This is a genomic window from Sphingomonas sp. 3P27F8 (assembly GCF_005502745.1).
Lineage (GTDB): Bacteria > Pseudomonadota > Alphaproteobacteria > Sphingomonadales > Sphingomonadaceae > Sphingomonas.
Genome location: NZ_SCNL01000015.1, coordinates 41,908 through 56,539 on the forward strand (window position 1 = coordinate 41,908; position 14,632 = coordinate 56,539).

Annotated in this window: 20 protein-coding genes; 16 read left to right on the top strand and 4 right to left on the bottom strand. The window is 63.4% G+C overall.

All coding sequences use genetic code 11. The annotated features are described in order from the left end of the window. Positions 1-392 precede the first annotated feature (392 nt). Genes FFS35_RS16000 through FFS35_RS16015 form a run of 4 tightly spaced genes read left to right on the top strand, consistent with a single transcriptional unit; the run spans position 393 to position 3,426 of the window. Positions 393-2,315, top strand: a complete 1,923-nt coding sequence (locus FFS35_RS16000; RefSeq protein ID WP_024018999.1) for a reverse transcriptase domain-containing protein — start codon at positions 393-395, stop codon at positions 2,313-2,315. Further along, on the top strand, positions 2,312-2,677 hold the full coding sequence (locus FFS35_RS16005; protein WP_212742225.1) for a hypothetical protein: 366 nt from the start codon (positions 2,312-2,314) through the stop codon (positions 2,675-2,677). Before FFS35_RS16000 ends, FFS35_RS16005 begins: the two co-directional genes overlap by 4 nt. 42 nt (positions 2,678-2,719) lie before the next feature. Beyond that, on the top strand, positions 2,720-2,920 hold the full coding sequence (locus FFS35_RS16010; protein ID WP_010124620.1) for a hypothetical protein: 201 nt from the start codon (positions 2,720-2,722) through the stop codon (positions 2,918-2,920). Positions 2,921-2,940: 20 nt separating this feature from the next. Next, a complete protein-coding gene (locus FFS35_RS16015) occupies positions 2,941-3,426 on the top strand; it encodes a thermonuclease family protein (RefSeq protein ID WP_242443652.1) in 486 nt (161 codons plus the stop codon). Between the two features lie 4 nt (positions 3,427-3,430). Here FFS35_RS16015 and FFS35_RS16020 read toward each other — a convergent pair whose 3' ends face one another. Continuing rightward, positions 3,431-3,919 carry a hypothetical protein gene (locus FFS35_RS16020; RefSeq protein WP_137787976.1) on the bottom strand — a complete coding sequence of 163 codons (489 nt, stop codon included), beginning with the start codon at positions 3,917-3,919 and terminating at the stop codon, positions 3,431-3,433. A gap of 393 nt (positions 3,920-4,312) precedes the next feature. Between FFS35_RS16020 and FFS35_RS16025 the strand changes: the two genes are divergently transcribed. The 3 genes from FFS35_RS16025 to FFS35_RS16035 all read left to right on the top strand — a co-directional run bounded on the left by FFS35_RS16025 (position 4,313) and on the right by FFS35_RS16035 (position 6,199). After that, positions 4,313-5,008: a hypothetical protein gene (locus FFS35_RS16025; RefSeq protein WP_349290332.1), complete on the top strand. Its 696-nt coding sequence runs from the start codon at positions 4,313-4,315 to the stop codon at positions 5,006-5,008. 68 nt (positions 5,009-5,076) lie between these two features. After that, positions 5,077-5,721 (top strand): hypothetical protein, encoded by a 645-nt coding sequence (locus FFS35_RS16030; protein ID WP_010124616.1) that lies wholly within the window; start codon positions 5,077-5,079, stop codon positions 5,719-5,721. A 127-nt stretch (positions 5,722-5,848) separates the two neighbouring features. After that, positions 5,849-6,199 (top strand): DUF3768 domain-containing protein, encoded by a 351-nt coding sequence (locus FFS35_RS16035; protein ID WP_137787977.1) that lies wholly within the window; start codon positions 5,849-5,851, stop codon positions 6,197-6,199. Here the strand turns inward: FFS35_RS16035 and FFS35_RS20080 are convergent. Beyond that, complete coding sequence (locus FFS35_RS20080; protein WP_010124613.1) at positions 6,196-6,405, bottom strand: hypothetical protein; 210 nt, start codon at positions 6,403-6,405, stop codon at positions 6,196-6,198. The two genes, FFS35_RS16035 and FFS35_RS20080, sit on opposite strands and share 4 nt — an antisense overlap. A 29-nt stretch (positions 6,406-6,434) precedes the next feature. Between FFS35_RS20080 and FFS35_RS16045 the strand changes: the two genes are divergently transcribed. From FFS35_RS16045 to FFS35_RS16065, 5 genes are all read left to right on the top strand, one after another. Continuing rightward, positions 6,435-6,764, top strand: coding sequence for a hypothetical protein (locus FFS35_RS16045; protein WP_029624402.1), 330 nt, complete (start codon positions 6,435-6,437; stop codon positions 6,762-6,764). 118 nt (positions 6,765-6,882) lie between these two features. Further along, positions 6,883-7,665: a hypothetical protein gene (locus FFS35_RS16050; protein ID WP_137787978.1), complete on the top strand. Its 783-nt coding sequence runs from the start codon at positions 6,883-6,885 to the stop codon at positions 7,663-7,665. Beyond that, on the top strand, positions 7,665-8,336 hold the full coding sequence (locus tag FFS35_RS16055; protein WP_137787979.1) for an RES family NAD+ phosphorylase: 672 nt from the start codon (positions 7,665-7,667) through the stop codon (positions 8,334-8,336). Before FFS35_RS16050 ends, FFS35_RS16055 begins: the two co-directional genes overlap by 1 nt. 21 nt (positions 8,337-8,357) lie before the next feature. Next, entirely contained in the window at positions 8,358-8,678 is a 321-nt protein-coding gene (locus FFS35_RS16060) for a hypothetical protein (protein ID WP_137787980.1), read from the top strand. A 167-nt stretch (positions 8,679-8,845) separates the two neighbouring features. After that, positions 8,846-9,352: a DUF736 domain-containing protein gene (locus FFS35_RS16065; protein WP_010124607.1), complete on the top strand. Its 507-nt coding sequence runs from the start codon at positions 8,846-8,848 to the stop codon at positions 9,350-9,352. A gap of 176 nt (positions 9,353-9,528) precedes the next feature. On the opposite strand, the gene FFS35_RS20390 is transcribed toward FFS35_RS16065, so the two are convergent. After that, entirely contained in the window at positions 9,529-9,876 is a 348-nt protein-coding gene (locus FFS35_RS20390; protein WP_249341693.1) for a hypothetical protein, read from the bottom strand. Here FFS35_RS20390 and FFS35_RS16070 point away from each other — a divergent pair, their 5' ends adjacent. The 3 genes from FFS35_RS16070 to FFS35_RS16080 all read left to right on the top strand — a co-directional run bounded on the left by FFS35_RS16070 (position 9,877) and on the right by FFS35_RS16080 (position 11,932). Next, positions 9,877-10,728, top strand: coding sequence for a hypothetical protein (locus FFS35_RS16070; RefSeq protein WP_349290333.1), 852 nt, complete (start codon positions 9,877-9,879; stop codon positions 10,726-10,728). 37 nt (positions 10,729-10,765) lie between these two features. Continuing rightward, positions 10,766-11,263 (top strand): hypothetical protein, encoded by a 498-nt coding sequence (locus FFS35_RS16075; RefSeq protein ID WP_137787981.1) that lies wholly within the window; start codon positions 10,766-10,768, stop codon positions 11,261-11,263. Between the two features lie 348 nt (positions 11,264-11,611). Further along, entirely contained in the window at positions 11,612-11,932 is a 321-nt protein-coding gene (locus FFS35_RS16080; RefSeq protein ID WP_062769707.1) for a single-stranded DNA-binding protein, read from the top strand. A 42-nt stretch (positions 11,933-11,974) separates the two neighbouring features. Here the strand turns inward: FFS35_RS16080 and FFS35_RS16085 are convergent, their stop codons facing one another. Then, positions 11,975-13,141 carry a hypothetical protein gene (locus FFS35_RS16085; protein ID WP_137787982.1) on the bottom strand — a complete coding sequence of 389 codons (1,167 nt, stop codon included), beginning with the start codon at positions 13,139-13,141 and terminating at the stop codon, positions 11,975-11,977. A gap of 467 nt (positions 13,142-13,608) precedes the next feature. Here FFS35_RS16085 and FFS35_RS16090 point away from each other — a divergent pair, with 467 nt between their 5' ends. Then, positions 13,609-14,583: a DUF2493 domain-containing protein gene (locus FFS35_RS16090; RefSeq protein WP_100239896.1), complete on the top strand. Its 975-nt coding sequence runs from the start codon at positions 13,609-13,611 to the stop codon at positions 14,581-14,583. Positions 14,584-14,632: the final 49 nt, after the last annotated feature.

Consider the following 14,632-nt stretch of genomic DNA (forward strand, 5'->3'; position numbering starts at 1 on the left):
CCAGTCTGCAGCAATCTATATAGCGATACTGGCGAAAGCGACTGTCACGCCAGGTCCGGATGATGACAGCGGTCTCATGTCTTGGCCGCCTGTTTCTCAGCCCATCCGGTGCGCCTCTCGTCGAGGGGTTTAGTGGACGAACGGGACACCTAACCGCGCCGCATCTCCATTCAGCGTAACTACGGGATGCCCTAAACAGGCGGCTTCTGCCGGCCTGCATGGGTACGGAGCCGCCATATTACTCAAATGCCCGGGGTAATGCCCGGGACATCGACCTCTTCGGAGGCGGCGGTGCAACTGTATAAGGTCTCGAGCGATCGGGCCGAAAGCGGGGAAGACCGGGGGAAGGGCGGCAGCTGTGATTCTTCAACCACCGATCATGGGGTGTGCTGATGCTGCCAGAAACTGTGAAAGGCCGGTTGGAGGCCATTCCGGCGCTCGTTGCGTCGGGCAAAAGGGTGAATGGACTCTATCGTCTGATGGGGTCTCGCCTCCTTTGGGAGGAGGGGCTCCAGAAGATCGGATCCAACAAGGGTGCGATGACGCCGGGTATTGACGGCGAGACCTTCGCGGACTTCGGACCGGAAGACCTCGACCCGATTATCGCCAGCGTGACGGCAGGGACCTATGATCCCAAACCAGTGCGTCGGGTGTTTATCCCGAAAGGCAAGGGCAAACGGCGTCCGCTGGGCATTCCCACGCGCGACGACCGCCTCGTTCAGGAAGTGGCGCGGCAACTGCTCGAACGGATCTATGAACCGGTGTTCTCGAACGCCTCCCATGGATTCCGGCCGGGCCGGTCGTGTCATACGGCGCTTGAACACGTCAAAGCCGTATGGACGGGGGTGAAATGGCTCGTAGATGTGGATGTCGCGGGGTTCTTCGAGAACATCGACCACGACATCCTCCTGCGGCTGTTGCGGAAAAGGATCGATGACGAGAAATTCATCGGCTTGATCGGCAGCATGCTTAAGGCGGGTGTTATGGAAGACCGGGTTCACACCCGGACCTACAGCGGCACTCCGCAGGGCGGTATCGTCTCTCCAATCTTGGCCAACATCTACCTCCATGAACTCGATATGTTCATGGCGGAACGGATCGCGGCTTTCGAGAGGGGGAAGGTCCGTGCCACGAACCCGGAATATGGGCGACTGGCTGGGCGCATCCAGAAACAACGGAAGCGCGTCACCATGCTGCGGGCCAAAGACAATGTCGACGAGGTGAAGGTTGCGGCCTCCTTGGCCAAAATCCAAACCTTACTGCCGCAAAAGCGGTCCATCCCGTCGAGAGACGCGATGGACCCCGGTTATCGCCGACTTCGTTACTGTCGCTACGCGGACGACTTCATGATTGGGGTTATCGGTAGCAAGGAGGATGCACGAAGCGTGTTCGCCGAAGTCAGGGCATTCCTGACCGAGGCGCTGGCGCTCACGGTGTCCGAGGAGAAAAGCGGTATCCGCAAGGCGAGCGATGGAGCCGCCTTCCTTGGATATGAGGTCCGCACATATACGACACGCCAACGGGTTGTCCGGAGCCGACAAGGTTCCGTCAGCTTCCTTCGTAGGCCGCCGTCGGAAGTGATGCAGCTGCATGTCCCTTGGGAGAAGGTCCACGCGTTCGCTTCTGCAAAAGGTTATGGTGATCTGTCGGTGTTGAAGCCGCGTCATCGTAGCCTGCTGCTCAGCTGCAGCGACGTTGAGATCGTCCTAGCTTACAACGCCGAATTGCGGGGTTTTGCGAACTACTATGCTCTCGCCAAGGATGTGAGCTTCAAGCTGAACAGGCTTGAGTTTCTCCAGCGGTGGAGCTTGTTCAAGACCTTGGCCAGCAAGCACAAAACCAATGTGCGAGCGGTCGTGGCCCGCATGAGGACGGGGCAGGAATTCACCATCGGCTACGACGTCGATGGCCAGCCCCGATCGGTCAAAGTCTGGAAACTGGCTCATCTGAAACGTGATCCGGCCACCTCGTCCAGGATTGATATCCAGCCTTGGACGCAGGTGTTCACCCACTCACGTACGGACTGGGTTGATCGTCAGAATGCCAAGCAATGCGAGGCTTGCGGTCGATCCGATGTTCCGTGTCAGGTGCACCATATCCGGGGGATGGCCGATGTTTCGCACCGCGGTTTTGTCGTGAGAATGAAGGTGGCACGCGCCCGCAGGACGGTGGTCCTGTGCGAGCAATGCCACTGGGATACTCACAGAGGCCGCCTGCCCGATCTACGGCAAAGTGATGGTTCGTCACAGTGGAGAGCCGCATGCGGTGAAAGCTGCACGTGCGGTTCGGCGGGGGGATCAGGGCTGACTCCATGAGCAGCACCAATCCTACCCGACTGGAGGAATCCATGGGCCCTTGTGAGGACGATTGTCCGCGGAGCATCCTCGATCTCCTGACCCCGACCGAGAATGACCACGCCCAGGACTGGCGTCGCCGTTGCCGCGCCCGGCTCGAGCGCCGCTCCCGCAAGATCGAGGATGGCGACCGGATCAGGCTCGAAACGCCGCTCAAGTTCGTCGACGGACATACCGGGTCGGAGTTCATCGTCGAGAAGCGCGGCCGACGGCTCAGCTTCCGTGATCCCGAGACCTGCCAACGCTACCGGATCACGGGCTTCCGTGACCTGGCATGGCAGTTGGTCCCGGTGACCAAGGTCCATAAGACCATCTTTGCCTGAGGCGCCTAGCCTGTATCAGGCGTCCATCGACGAGGAGCACCCATGTTCGCCCAGACTGACGGCTTGTCACCCAAGCGTTTCCTGCTCTGCAGCCGAGAGAACGCCAACCGCGTGGCGTCGCGATTGTTCGACGAGCGGTGCGAGCCGCTGAGCATCGTGCGCACGGTCAATCCGCTCCAACCCTTCCGCGTCTGCAGCTCGCCGTCGGCCACCGACATGGTCGAGGTGGAGTTGATTTCGTGATGCGGCACACGACCGGCCTCATGCTTGCAGTGCTTGCAATGTCCGCCGCGGGCTCGCCGGCGAGGCCGCAAACTTTCGATGCGCAGGCTCGAGCCCTCGACGGCGATACGGTCGCGGTCGATTTCAGGCTGCTTGGGGTTGATGCGTTCGAGCGCCGGCAGCTCTGTCAGAAGGTCGCCGGCTGCTGGCAATGCGGCAAGTCCGCACAGGATTTCGCGGCAATTGCGCTCCGCTCGAAGAAAGCAACGATCCAGCTGACGCCCTCATCCAGCTACGGCCGCCCAGTCGCGATCGTGACCGTCGATGGACAGGATCTTGGCGAGCGGATGATCCGTGCCGGCCTCGCCGTGCCCGAGACCCAATATCTGCGCGGCGATTCGGCCCGGGCGGCGCGATATCAGTCGGCATTCACCCAGGCGAAAGCCCGCAGGGCAGGCGCCTTTGCCGGGACGTGGCTCGAACCGTCCCGTTGGCGGCATGGCGAAAGGCTGCGCTGCGAGCGCTGACGATTCAGTCGATCAGCGCGGGATCCGCCCACCAGGACGGGCCCTGCTCGAAATCGGCATCCAACTTGACCATCGGCCCGTCTGGCGAATCGCCCACATAGGGATTGGTCAGCGGCATCCGCGAACCTTTCCGCCGCTTCTGCTCGCCCGCGACCCGGCCACGGCGCTCAAGAAGGTCTTCAAGCCATTCGAGATCGTCGAGCATCGCGACGACGCCCCGTCCCGCGAGGCAAAAATAGACGCAGCGCTGGAAATCGTCCGCCCCGTCGTTCGCGAGGATCGCAGTCAGCTTTGCCTTGCCCGAGGGCTCGCCCTCATGGACCCAGGCCACCGCCTGCCGCAGCTCGCGCACTGAATAATAGGCGTCCTCTACGTCCATGCCAATCGACGCGTTTGCGATCATCCGGCGCGTCGGCCGGTTCTCGGCATCCAGCGCCGCGTCACGCAGCGTGATGTCGAGGTCGAAGCGGTCGCGAAATTTGTCTGTCCTCATGGCGAATCTCCTGCGCGATGGAACGTAACGTGAACAGACGAGGCCGTCAACCGCGACCGCCATTCCATGGAGCACCCCATGTCGATCGAGATCATCGTCGGACTTCCGCATCTCGGTGAGGGCCCAATCCTTGCGCGGACACGGTCGTTGCGCCAAGCCGCTCTCATTTCCGCAAACTGCCTCTCGCGCTGGTCCGAGAAACGGGGCTGGCGGGAATGGATCGGATGGCGGCTGCGCGACCTCGCCAACGCTGATGGTCTCGCGGCACTCTGTCTCGATTCCGCCGGCTTCGTCGCCACCGCCCGCTATGGCGGGTTTCCCTGGTCGCTTCGCGACTATGTCGCGCTGGCCGCGGCCTACCCGTTCCGCTGGTGGGCCAGCGCCGATTATTGCGTGGAGGCCGAGATCGCACGCGATCGCGATGAAGTCATCGACCGCATTTCGCGGACCATCCGTGCCAATCGCGATTGTCGCAGACTCGCCGAAGATCATGGTATCGGCGCGACCTTGATGCCTGTCATCCAAGGCCGTCTGCCCGAGGACTATGGGCGTTGTGTCGACGCTCTATGGATGGCGATGAAACCCGGCGCCCTTATCGGGGTCGGCAGCATGTGCCGCCGGCCCGTTCACGGACCCGAAGGGTTGATCGCCGTTATCGATCATCTCGACCAGATCCTGCCGGTGGGCGTGCGTCTTCATGTCTTCGGCGCCAAGGGCGAGGTTCTGCCCTTCCTTCTCCCGTTCAGCCACAGGGTCGCTTCGATCGACAGCCAAGCTTACGGCATCAGCGCCCGCCAGTCGGCACGCAAGGCCGGAGTCTCGAAGACCGACCGCTTTGTCGCCCAACACCTGGAAGACTGGGTCGGCGCCCAGCACAACCGGCTCTCACGGCGGCCGCGACGCCTTCCGTCGATCGGGCATCTGTCGATCGACGTGACGCCGAGCGATCCGTGGGAAGCGGCGATTGCCCAAGCCCGCGCAGAAATCCGCGCCCTGATCGAGTCCGGCGATCTCGACCATGATGAGCTGACCTTCCCGTGGATCGAGCAATGGGCGGCCGACATCTACCGGGACGGCTTCGCCGGCTGACCGGGGAGAAAGGAGAGAGGGGGAGGGGCGGTTGAGCCGATTTGTGCTCGAGACCGGAGATCCTCCCCATGACCTACGACGTTGCCATGCGCCACCAGCAAGCGCTTGATCCTAGCTCGCTGATCACGGTCGGCACCACTCTCCACGCCATCGGCGCCGCGATCAAGGACTGCCGCAACGCTGGCAAGGATGCCGAAACCGATCCTGCCGTGATCCTGCTCGTTCGCCATCTCAATGCGGTGTGCGAGGATCGGCCGTCCAGCCTGGAGCTTCGCCGCACCTGCATCGACCAGATCGCCGAAATTCGCCGGACCCCGTTACTACGAAACCTGGCCTATCGCGGTGTCAGCTATGACGAGGCTGCCAAGCGGCTTTTCCATTCCGAAGGCCGCTCCGCGATGCGGCGCCTGGCCGACGCCCTGGGTCTTTCTGACGGAAGCTACGACATTCGCTCCAACAAGGGCGGCCCCGCGGTCTCCGGCGAAATCACGCTCCATGGCGAGGAGGCCTGGGTGCAGCTCTCGCTGGGCTGTTCGGGCCAAGGCCGGGAAGTCCTCTATCGCCGGGTTCGCGGCCGCGACGACCACTGCGGCGATCGCAATCATTGGGCATCGGTCAATGACCTCATGGCGCCCGACCGTTTCGCCGCCCGCCTGGTGCGCGACCTGCGCCTCACCTCGCCGGTCGAACAGCCCATGCGCCTCTTTGCCTGACGTCGAAGGAGGCCGAGCATACGATCCGTGCCGAGAATATTTCGCCCTTCGATCCCTGCTCGACTGACACCTGGCTAGCCCGTGGAGGCCTGGATCGACACCTTCAATGCCGGCTCAAGGAGGCAGCATGACCGACCAGACGACCCGCATCGCCGAGCTCAACGATCTTTGTCGGCTCGGCCTTGACCGCACGGCGAGGACCGTCATCACCGCCACCTGTCTCGCGGCACTGACCGATGCCGAAGGGCGCGAAGCAGAGGTCCTCGCCCAGGCCGAGGTGCTTGGGGCCGTTCGCCGCTACGCTTTCGCGCCTCAGGACGGCCCCGAGCGCGCGCGCGGCGAGCTGATCCTTCGAGGCCGAACCGTCCGCTTCACGATCAACTATTACGATCGGGCGCTCGAATGGGGGTCCGAAAACCCGGCCGACCCCAGCGTCACCACACGGGTCATGACGATCATGCTTCCCGGCGACGACTAGGTTGCCTCGTTTCCCCCTTCCAACAGATTATCAGGAGAAATCCAATGCGTCGGATCACGCCGGCGACGCCCGAGCATGGGCAAGCCATAGCGATTGCAGTTGAGCGTTTGCGCGAAGCCCGTACCTTGTTGCGCCAGGCCGGTGCCCGTCAGGCTGCGTCGGCCGCAGGCAAGGCGATCAGCAGCGCCGAGGGCGCTGCGCGTCATGTTCAGCTTCGTATTCGGAGGACATGTGGATGAGCCGTCACCATCTCCAGCCCAAGGCCGATCAGCCCCATGTCGTGCGCGCCATCATCGGTTGGGACCGGCCATTGCAGACGTTTTTCGCGCAGGTCTTCTTCGTCACGGAGGACGAGCCCGAGGAAGGGGAGGCTCTCATCTGGATCGGCACCGAGCCTGGCGAGCTGCTGACACCAGAGGCCGCGATCGCGATTGTCGAGCCGCATGCCATCGTCCCGGAAAATCTCGCCGTCAGGCTAGGGGCCGAGATGCGCGAGACGATCGGCGTCAAGGACGGATCCCACCAGGCCGCGGCGAAGCGTAGCCTCTTCGGATCGGTCCACTAGCGAGACGTCTTGCCGGTTGAACGATGGTCAGTCCCATGTCGCCGATTACAATGGACTCGCAATCTCTGCTATTTATGCTATATGGATTACACGATATAGCGAAACTAGGATTTCACCGATGGTAGCCGCATCCACTCTCGATACACAGGCCCGTGTCGGCACGCCGCGCCGGGCGCGCGGCAAGAAGCGCGCCTTCTACGCGTCGCCGCGCATCGCCGCGGCAGCCGACAATGGTCACGTCGTGGTCGATTTCTCGATTGGACAGGATCCAGACAATCTCGTCGTTCTCAGGGAAGCACTCGCTTTGAGTGCGTCCGAGGCCGCGCCCAAAGCGAGCGGCGCCAAGTTGCCTGCAGCTGCGGTCAAGCTTCTTGTCACAGCATTCGAGAATGTTGCCACACGCTATCTCCAGGACAAATTCTCCACCGAGTTCGAAAAACTCATCTCGGAATATCGGCTGATGCTCCGCGAGAATCTCGCGACGGGTGACGACGCGCAACTCAAGGCCGCGCTCAATCGGGCTCGCCTTCAGGAGCGGATCCTCGCGAGCACGCAGATGGCGGATCAGGCCCAGGCCTGTGAGCTGCTCGGTCTCTCCGGCGCTAATCCCTCGGCCACGATGAAGCGCAAGGAGGAGAAGAACGAGCTGCTCCGCTTCACAATCGATGGTCGAGCTGCCTATCCGCTGCTGCAGTTCGATGTCGAGGGTCGCCGGATCTATCCGGCTCTGAGCGAAATCATCGCCAGGAAGCCCGACCATTGGACCAACTTTCGGCTGCTCCATTGGCTAACCCGGCCTCATCTCGATTTCGAGGACTCGCCTGGCGCGTCGCTTGGTAGTGAACCCGAGGCCGTGATCGCAGCCTTCGAGCGTGAGATCGAGCCCGAGGTCCATGGCTGATGAGGATCAGCCTGAAAATCCCCAACCCAGCCACGATGAAGGTTGGGAAGGAGGACTATCATCTCTTGAAGGCCGGGACCGAATTGCATCGCGTTCATCTCGATGAATTCGGCTCGGCCGAGTTCAACGGCACGAACAAGGGGAATGCGCGCTTCTCGCCGATCCGCGATGCTGGCGGCGCCATCATCCCGACCATCTATGCGGCGCAATCGTTCGAATGTGCTGCATGTGAGATCATCCTGCGCTGCCCTGACAGCCCGCAGCGCAATCGCACGAAGGTCGCGCCCCCCGAGATCGTCTATCCCCATGACTATCGGCTACACGCCCACAGTCATGTGCGCACGAAGCATGACCTCAACCTGGTCAGCATCACGACGACGGGTCAACGCAAGATCGGCGTAAATGGCAACGCCCTCCTGGCTGGTCCAAGGAGCACTTATCCGGTCACGCGGGGCTGGGCGGAAAAGATTCACGCCGCCTGTCCGTCCGCCCAAGGGCTCTATTACACGTCCTACCAATATGGTCCCGAGTTCGCGGTGCTCCTGTTCGGCGATCGTGTGCCGGACAATATCCTGGATGGCTTGAGCAAGCGCGCTATCGCCGATCCCGTCTGCCATGACGAGATCCAGAAGCTCGCGGCCAGTCTCTCGATCGACTACGAAGATGTCTGAGCCACAGCGGGGAGACCGTCGATGACGACCGTTGCGACCGATTATGATTCAGCGCGGGCCGCGCTGACCCGGCTGATCCCGATCGCGATGAGCGACACCGGGCAGTCGAAGCGCGTCGCCGATTTTCTCGTGGCCTGGTGGAATGGACCCGACCTCGGCCACTTCCAGATAGCCGATATCTTTGGGCTCGACGTCGCGATCGCCAACGACATCACGACCGTCATCGGCTTCCTGGGCCAGAACGATCGCGGTGCGGTCTATATCGATAGCCTCGGATTTGCCGAGGAGATGCAGGACATCATCGCCTTGTGGCGCTCGCCGGCATCGCGGCCAGGGACCTGAGACCCGGGACAGCTCGTAGGTGACCTGAAACAACCCGATGGCGCCGCAGTGGCGCCAATCGGAGCGGCGCTGGCGCGCCTTGCTCGGCCGAACGGCCGAGGAGAGGAGGGGGGTGAGAGAAGGTGTTCGGACAAGGGGTTCGAGCGAACTTTCTCAGGAGACGACCCATGAACATCGGCACCATCACGCAGAACGCCAGCGGCACCTACACTGGCAAGATTTCGACCCTCACTCTCGCCATCGTGATCGCGCTGCGCACCGTCCAGTCCGCCAATCCGCGCGCTCCCAAATTCGAGATTCTCGCGCTCTCGGCCGCCCGTCAGTGGGTCCAGGTCGGATCGCTGTTCGAACTGTCGTCCAACTCGACCGGCGAGAGCTTCCTCAACGGCAAGATCGAGGATCCCAGCCTCGACAAGCCGCTCTACATCTCGGCCTTCCGCCAGGAGGACGGCTCGTACAACGTCGTCTGGTCCCGTCCCACCCGCCGGCGCGACGCGCCCACCGACACGGTTGCCGCCGACGACGGTCTGCCGCCGCTGCCGGGTGCCGGCGAAACCGCTCCGCCCGCCTCCGGTGACGGTCTGGGCGAGTCCTCGGCCGAAGGCGCTTTCGGCGGCGAGGCACCGGCTGGCGGCGGTCGTCGCCGTGGTCGCACGCCTGAAATGGCTGACTGACCCTCGCCAACCGCTCCTCTCTCGGGCCCGCTTCGCCTTCCTCGCGAAGCGGGCCCTTTTTTCGTTTGATTGGCCCGATCCCGGTAAATCTCCGGGAATTTCTATGCGTGTCCCCAACACCTGGCTAAGTACGAACCAAATAGAGCAGGGGTACAGGGCGGGGCATGCAAATCGCATTATTGGACGCAAAGAAGATCGCGCGCCGTCTGACCGCGCTCATCGAAAAGCATGAACGGATCTCCATTGCCGTCGCGTGGGGCGACCTGACCGATGTCGCCGAGAGCCTGCTCGCCGCCAAGGCCAAGTTCGAGTCCGTCCTTCTTGGCGCCGACTTCTCGGCCACCGATCCCGATTTGATCGACCGCCTTGTCGATGTTCCGGGCGCCTTCGTCGCCAAGAACCGGCCAGGCTGCTTCCATCCGAAGATCTTCTACTTTCAATCCGGCGCCAAGGCCGAGGCGATCGTCGGCAGCGCCAATTTCACCAAAGGAGGTCTCGGACCGAACCATGAGGCCAGCGTCCATGTGAAGGGCCCGGCCGACGATGCCTTCTTCGAACAGGTGCGTGACCAGCTCGCGGGCTATGCGCCGCTTCATCTGCCGATCACCCGCAAGCTCGCGGATAGCTATCGCCTTCAGGCCGAGGCCGCGCGCAAAGCGCCGAGGCCGAAGAACCCGGTCCTGCCCGCCGAGGCCAAGGACTGGGCACGTATCACCTCGCCGCTCGCGATCATGTCCTGGCGGGACTTCGTCAAGCTCGCCCGCAAGGACACGCACCACGACTTCAAAAAACGCATGAAGCTCGTTCGCGAGATCCAGCAGATGTTCGCCAAGAGTGCGTCCTTCGCCGATCTTTCCGTCTCCGAATGGAAGGGGATCGCCGGCGTACTTGGCGGGATCGAAGCCGAGGCCGCCGGTCTCGACGACTTCGATTGGGGCTGGTTCGGATCCATGGGCGGCGCCGGCACATTCGCCGAGCGGATCGGCCAGCAGAACGCGGCCCTCGCCGCGGCGCTGGATTCGATCCCCAAGCGCGGAGCCGTCACGCAAACCCAGTTCAGCGACTATGTCCAGGCGTTCACCGACGCCTTTTCCGGCTCGTCCCGGACCGCCCGGCTCGGGCCCGCGACCCGTCTGCTTGCCATGAAACGCCCGGACGTCTTCGTTTGCGTCAACGGCGGCAACAAGCCCGGCCTGGCCGTGGCGCTCGATTTTCGTCCCACGATGCTGACGCTCGACAATTATTGGGACTGGGTGATCGAGCCGATCCGCCAAGCGCCCTGGTACAATGCCGCCCGGCCCACGGGCCGCGACATGGAGCTGTGGGACGCGCGCGTCGCCATGCTCGATGCAATCTACTACGCGCCCACCACATAACCGGCATTGCTACCATCCCAGAAACCGAGAAACGTGCATGGCTGACGATCCCTATCCCTGGTCCGGCGACTTCAACGCTCTCGATCCGATGGATCAGCGCGCGGTCGCCGAGCTTGTCGTGAAAGGGAAAGCCGTCACTGGCACGGTCGATGACCTTCTCATGCGCCTAAAGCGGACCCGCTGTGTGGCGCTGCTACGGGAGACGGACACCAACCGCATCGTCGCTGCCGCCGCATGGAAGACCCCGGCCGCGACCTATCGGCGCAAGAGCTTCGCCGCGGCCGCCGTGCCGATCGCGGGGTTCGAGGCTGCGCCCGAACTCGGCTATGTCGTGATCGCGTCCGATATGCGCGGCAGGCACCTTTCGGGCGGGCTCGTGGACGCCATTGTCGCGCAGATCGCCGAACCGACCTTCGCGACGACCTCCAGCAACACCATGAGGAACAACCTCCAGCGCGCCGGCTTCACCCGGGTCGGTAGCGACTGGGAGGGCAAGGACGGCATATTGTCCTTGTGGACGATCGTCCCCGGCTGAGCCGGGGTTCTCCTCGGGAGGCCAGTCACCATCCTCGTCCACCCGGCGTCATGACCGGGGTCTGAAGCGCAGCCAGGTTCCAGGTTGGTCATGCGCTGCCGGCGATCGATGCGTCGTGGGCCGGTGCCCCATTGAGTCCAGCGTCCTTCCTTCGCCTGTTCCCGACACCTGCGGCGAACGGTCCCGGCCCGCAACCCCGTCCGGTCGCCCGTGTTGCCGCTACGCGGCTGCCCGCGCCAGCTCCCTCCAGGGGTTCCCCTTCGCTTGCGCTGCGGTGCGCGCCGATCCCGCACGCCGCTCTTCGGTGTCACCGGCGGGAAGGCCGCTGGACCAATAAGGAGCACAACCATGAACAACGTCAATCTCGCCGGCCGTGTCGCCAAGGATCCCGAGACCCGCGGCAGCGTCACCACCCTCATCGTCGCAACCGACCGCGTGAAGCTCAAGGACGGCAAAACCTATGTCGACGAGGCCACCGGCTACACCGCCAAGGAGACCGAATTCCACAAGGTCACCTGCTTCAACGGCCTCGCCCGGTCCGGCGCCTCCCGCAAGAAGGGTGACGTTGTCGCGATCAGCGGCAGCCTGCATTATTCGAGCTGGGAGGATCGCGAAGGCATCACCCGCTACGGCTGCGAGATCCGGGCCGACAAGATCGACTTCTTCTGACCAGTAAGGGCGGCGCTCCGGCGCCGCCCATCCACCTTTTCGTCAGGAAGCGGGCTCGTCCAGCATCTGCACCGCGGGCGCATAGACCCAGCCTTCGGAGAGCTGGTCGGTCAGAAGATCTCGGTAGACCACGAGGCGCCATTTCCCGCGGGCTTCCTTGACCGCCAGTTGCGTTCCCTCGACCCCGCGCATCAGCACCGGGGCCTTTCCTTGCGGCTCGCGGCGGATCGCCGCGTCGCGCTTCAGTTCGGCCCGCGGCAGGCCCTCGACATAGGATGCGTCGGCCGCCTCGTTGGCCGTCACGATCTTGTCGAGCTTGTCCTGCACCGCTTCGATCTTGACGTTCATCTCCGTGAACGCCTTTTGCTCGGCCGGCGACAAGTCGGCAGGCACCATCAAGTGCCAGATCGTTATCGCGATCAGCACCAGTTCGATCAGCTTGATCGCGCCGACACCCTTGATCTCCTTGAGCGTATTCTCCTGCAGCCCCGAGAAGATCGTGCCGACCAGCGACAGGAGCTGTGCGAACAGGCCGATGCTTTGCGCCTGGCTGTCGGCATGGCCGATCGCCTCGATCAGTCCGTGCGCCTCAAGCACCTGTTCGGCGACGATCACCACCGTGCTCCTGGCGACGACCTCCGCGCTGGCACGCAATGTCATCATATCGAGCATGCGGGCCTGCTCGGCGGCCAGCTTGATGCCGGCGAGGTTCGGCGCAAACCGATCCGAGAGAGCGCGGAACTGCTCGGTCCATTTCGAGCCCGCCATCATCTTCTCGATAAAGGTCCGGTTGGTGTCGACCAGACCGGCGAGCTTGAGGATATCGGCGCCCGTCGACGCGGCCAGGAGCTGCTGGGTCTTGAGGATGGCGAGATCCTTGCGCGCCACGCTCAGCGCGGTGCTCTGAAGCGCCAGCATCCAGGAGGGCGTCGAGCGGGCCTGCAGCGCGGCCATATTGGCCGCATGAAAGGTACTGTTCGAAAGCAGGTTGCTCAGCACTCCGCTGTTCTGAATGCTGGCGATCTGCGCCAGCACACCCGTTTTCTCCAGGTCGCGATAGGCCGCCAACGGTCCTTCGAGCGCCTTCATGCGCTGTTCCAGCTCATAGCCTGGCCCCCGCGCGAGCTTGAGCAAATCGGCCATTTCGCGCTGGCGCTTGTAGAGATCGTTGAGAGGGCTTCCTGGCCCAAAGGGATTGTTCGTCGTCATGTCCGCCACTTGCCAGATTCGTGGGCAGGGTTCGACCAACATTCGCTGCACCAGCGTGAACCGGGGAAGAGGCGGGGCATCCCGTCCGCTGGACGGGCCCGGCGCTCTACTCGCCTGCGGCTCCCGGAGCCCCGGTTTCCGGGTCTCCGCCCTGCCGGGTGACGATCACCTTGCGGGGTCCGGGGGCGAGGGGAGTGCCCTAAAAAATCTCTCTCTTATGACTTCCTAGATATGACGTGCGGAATCCGAGCCCGTCAAGGATGAGCGGTCCCCCCAATTTTCACGCGCCCGGTCCTCCGCTTCGCTTCGCACCAGACCCGAGAAAATCGGCTCCCCCGCTCCCCGCTGGCGCGGCGTTAACCGGGGTCCGGCTGCGCCGGCTTCCCGGTGAACGTCCCTGACTGCCCCGACCACCGCACGTCCTGAGGAGAGCCTCATCGAGTGGATGAGATCCAACGGAGGCTATCATGACCAATTTCACGAACTTCGCAGACCTTGCCAGCCACATCGCAGCGAGCCGCGGCAACGATGCCCAGGTTGAAACTTACGAGGGTGCGTTCCTCGAGCATGATGAAATGGCGAAGATGACCATCGTCGATCCGGCAGAAAAGGCTGAGATGCCCGATCCGGATCAGGTTCGCGTCGCCGTCGAAATGATGATGGCCACGATGTTCGATGTGCTGCGTGACACCCGGATGGAAGAGTTCGCCCGCGATCTCGCCTGGGGGTTCGCCAACAGCTTCCATGTCGTCGCCAAGCGGATCGAAGGCCGCGAGGATGACGCCGCCAAGAAGCTCGGTGACCTGGCGCGTAACTACGACCCCTCGGAAAGCTACGCCTTCGAACTCGAAGACACGCAGCTTCTCTGCCAGACGCTGCAGGGGTGCCGCGAGGCGATGGAGTGCATGCGCGACCATGCCGCCGAGGTCTACCGCGTCGAAACCGGCAAGCCCTTCTCGCCGGTCCGGGGAAGCCGGGTCTCGTCCGCTCTGACCGCCTCGATGGTCGACGCCCGCGACTATCTGGCTTCACGCGCACGGGAACGCCGCGAGCAGTTCGCGCCCGAAGGCCCGGTGGTTGCCTTCTCGGGAGGTCAGGTCTGGGAAGATGTCGACCTGCTCTGGGACGGTCTCGACAGCATCAAGGCACGCGTTCCGGAGATGATCCTTGCCACAACCGCACAGGCCAAGGGCTGCGATGCGGTGGCCCACGCATGGGCGGCATCGCGCGGCGTCAAGGTCATCCAGTTCCGCCTCGACAAGAGCCAGGGGAACCGTGCGGCCTTCGTACGCAACGACCGCATCCTGGGTCTGAAGCCGGTCGAAGCCGTCGTCTGCGAAGGCTCGGGTATCCAGCAGAACCTCGCCCAGAAGCTGCGGCAGGCTGGCGTGCCGCTGCACATCGTCCGCCTCGCGCACCAGCGCACCAAGCAGGGCGCGTGAGCCCCGTTGGGAGAGGTCCTGGCTTCGGCCGGGGCCTCTCCTGCTTTTT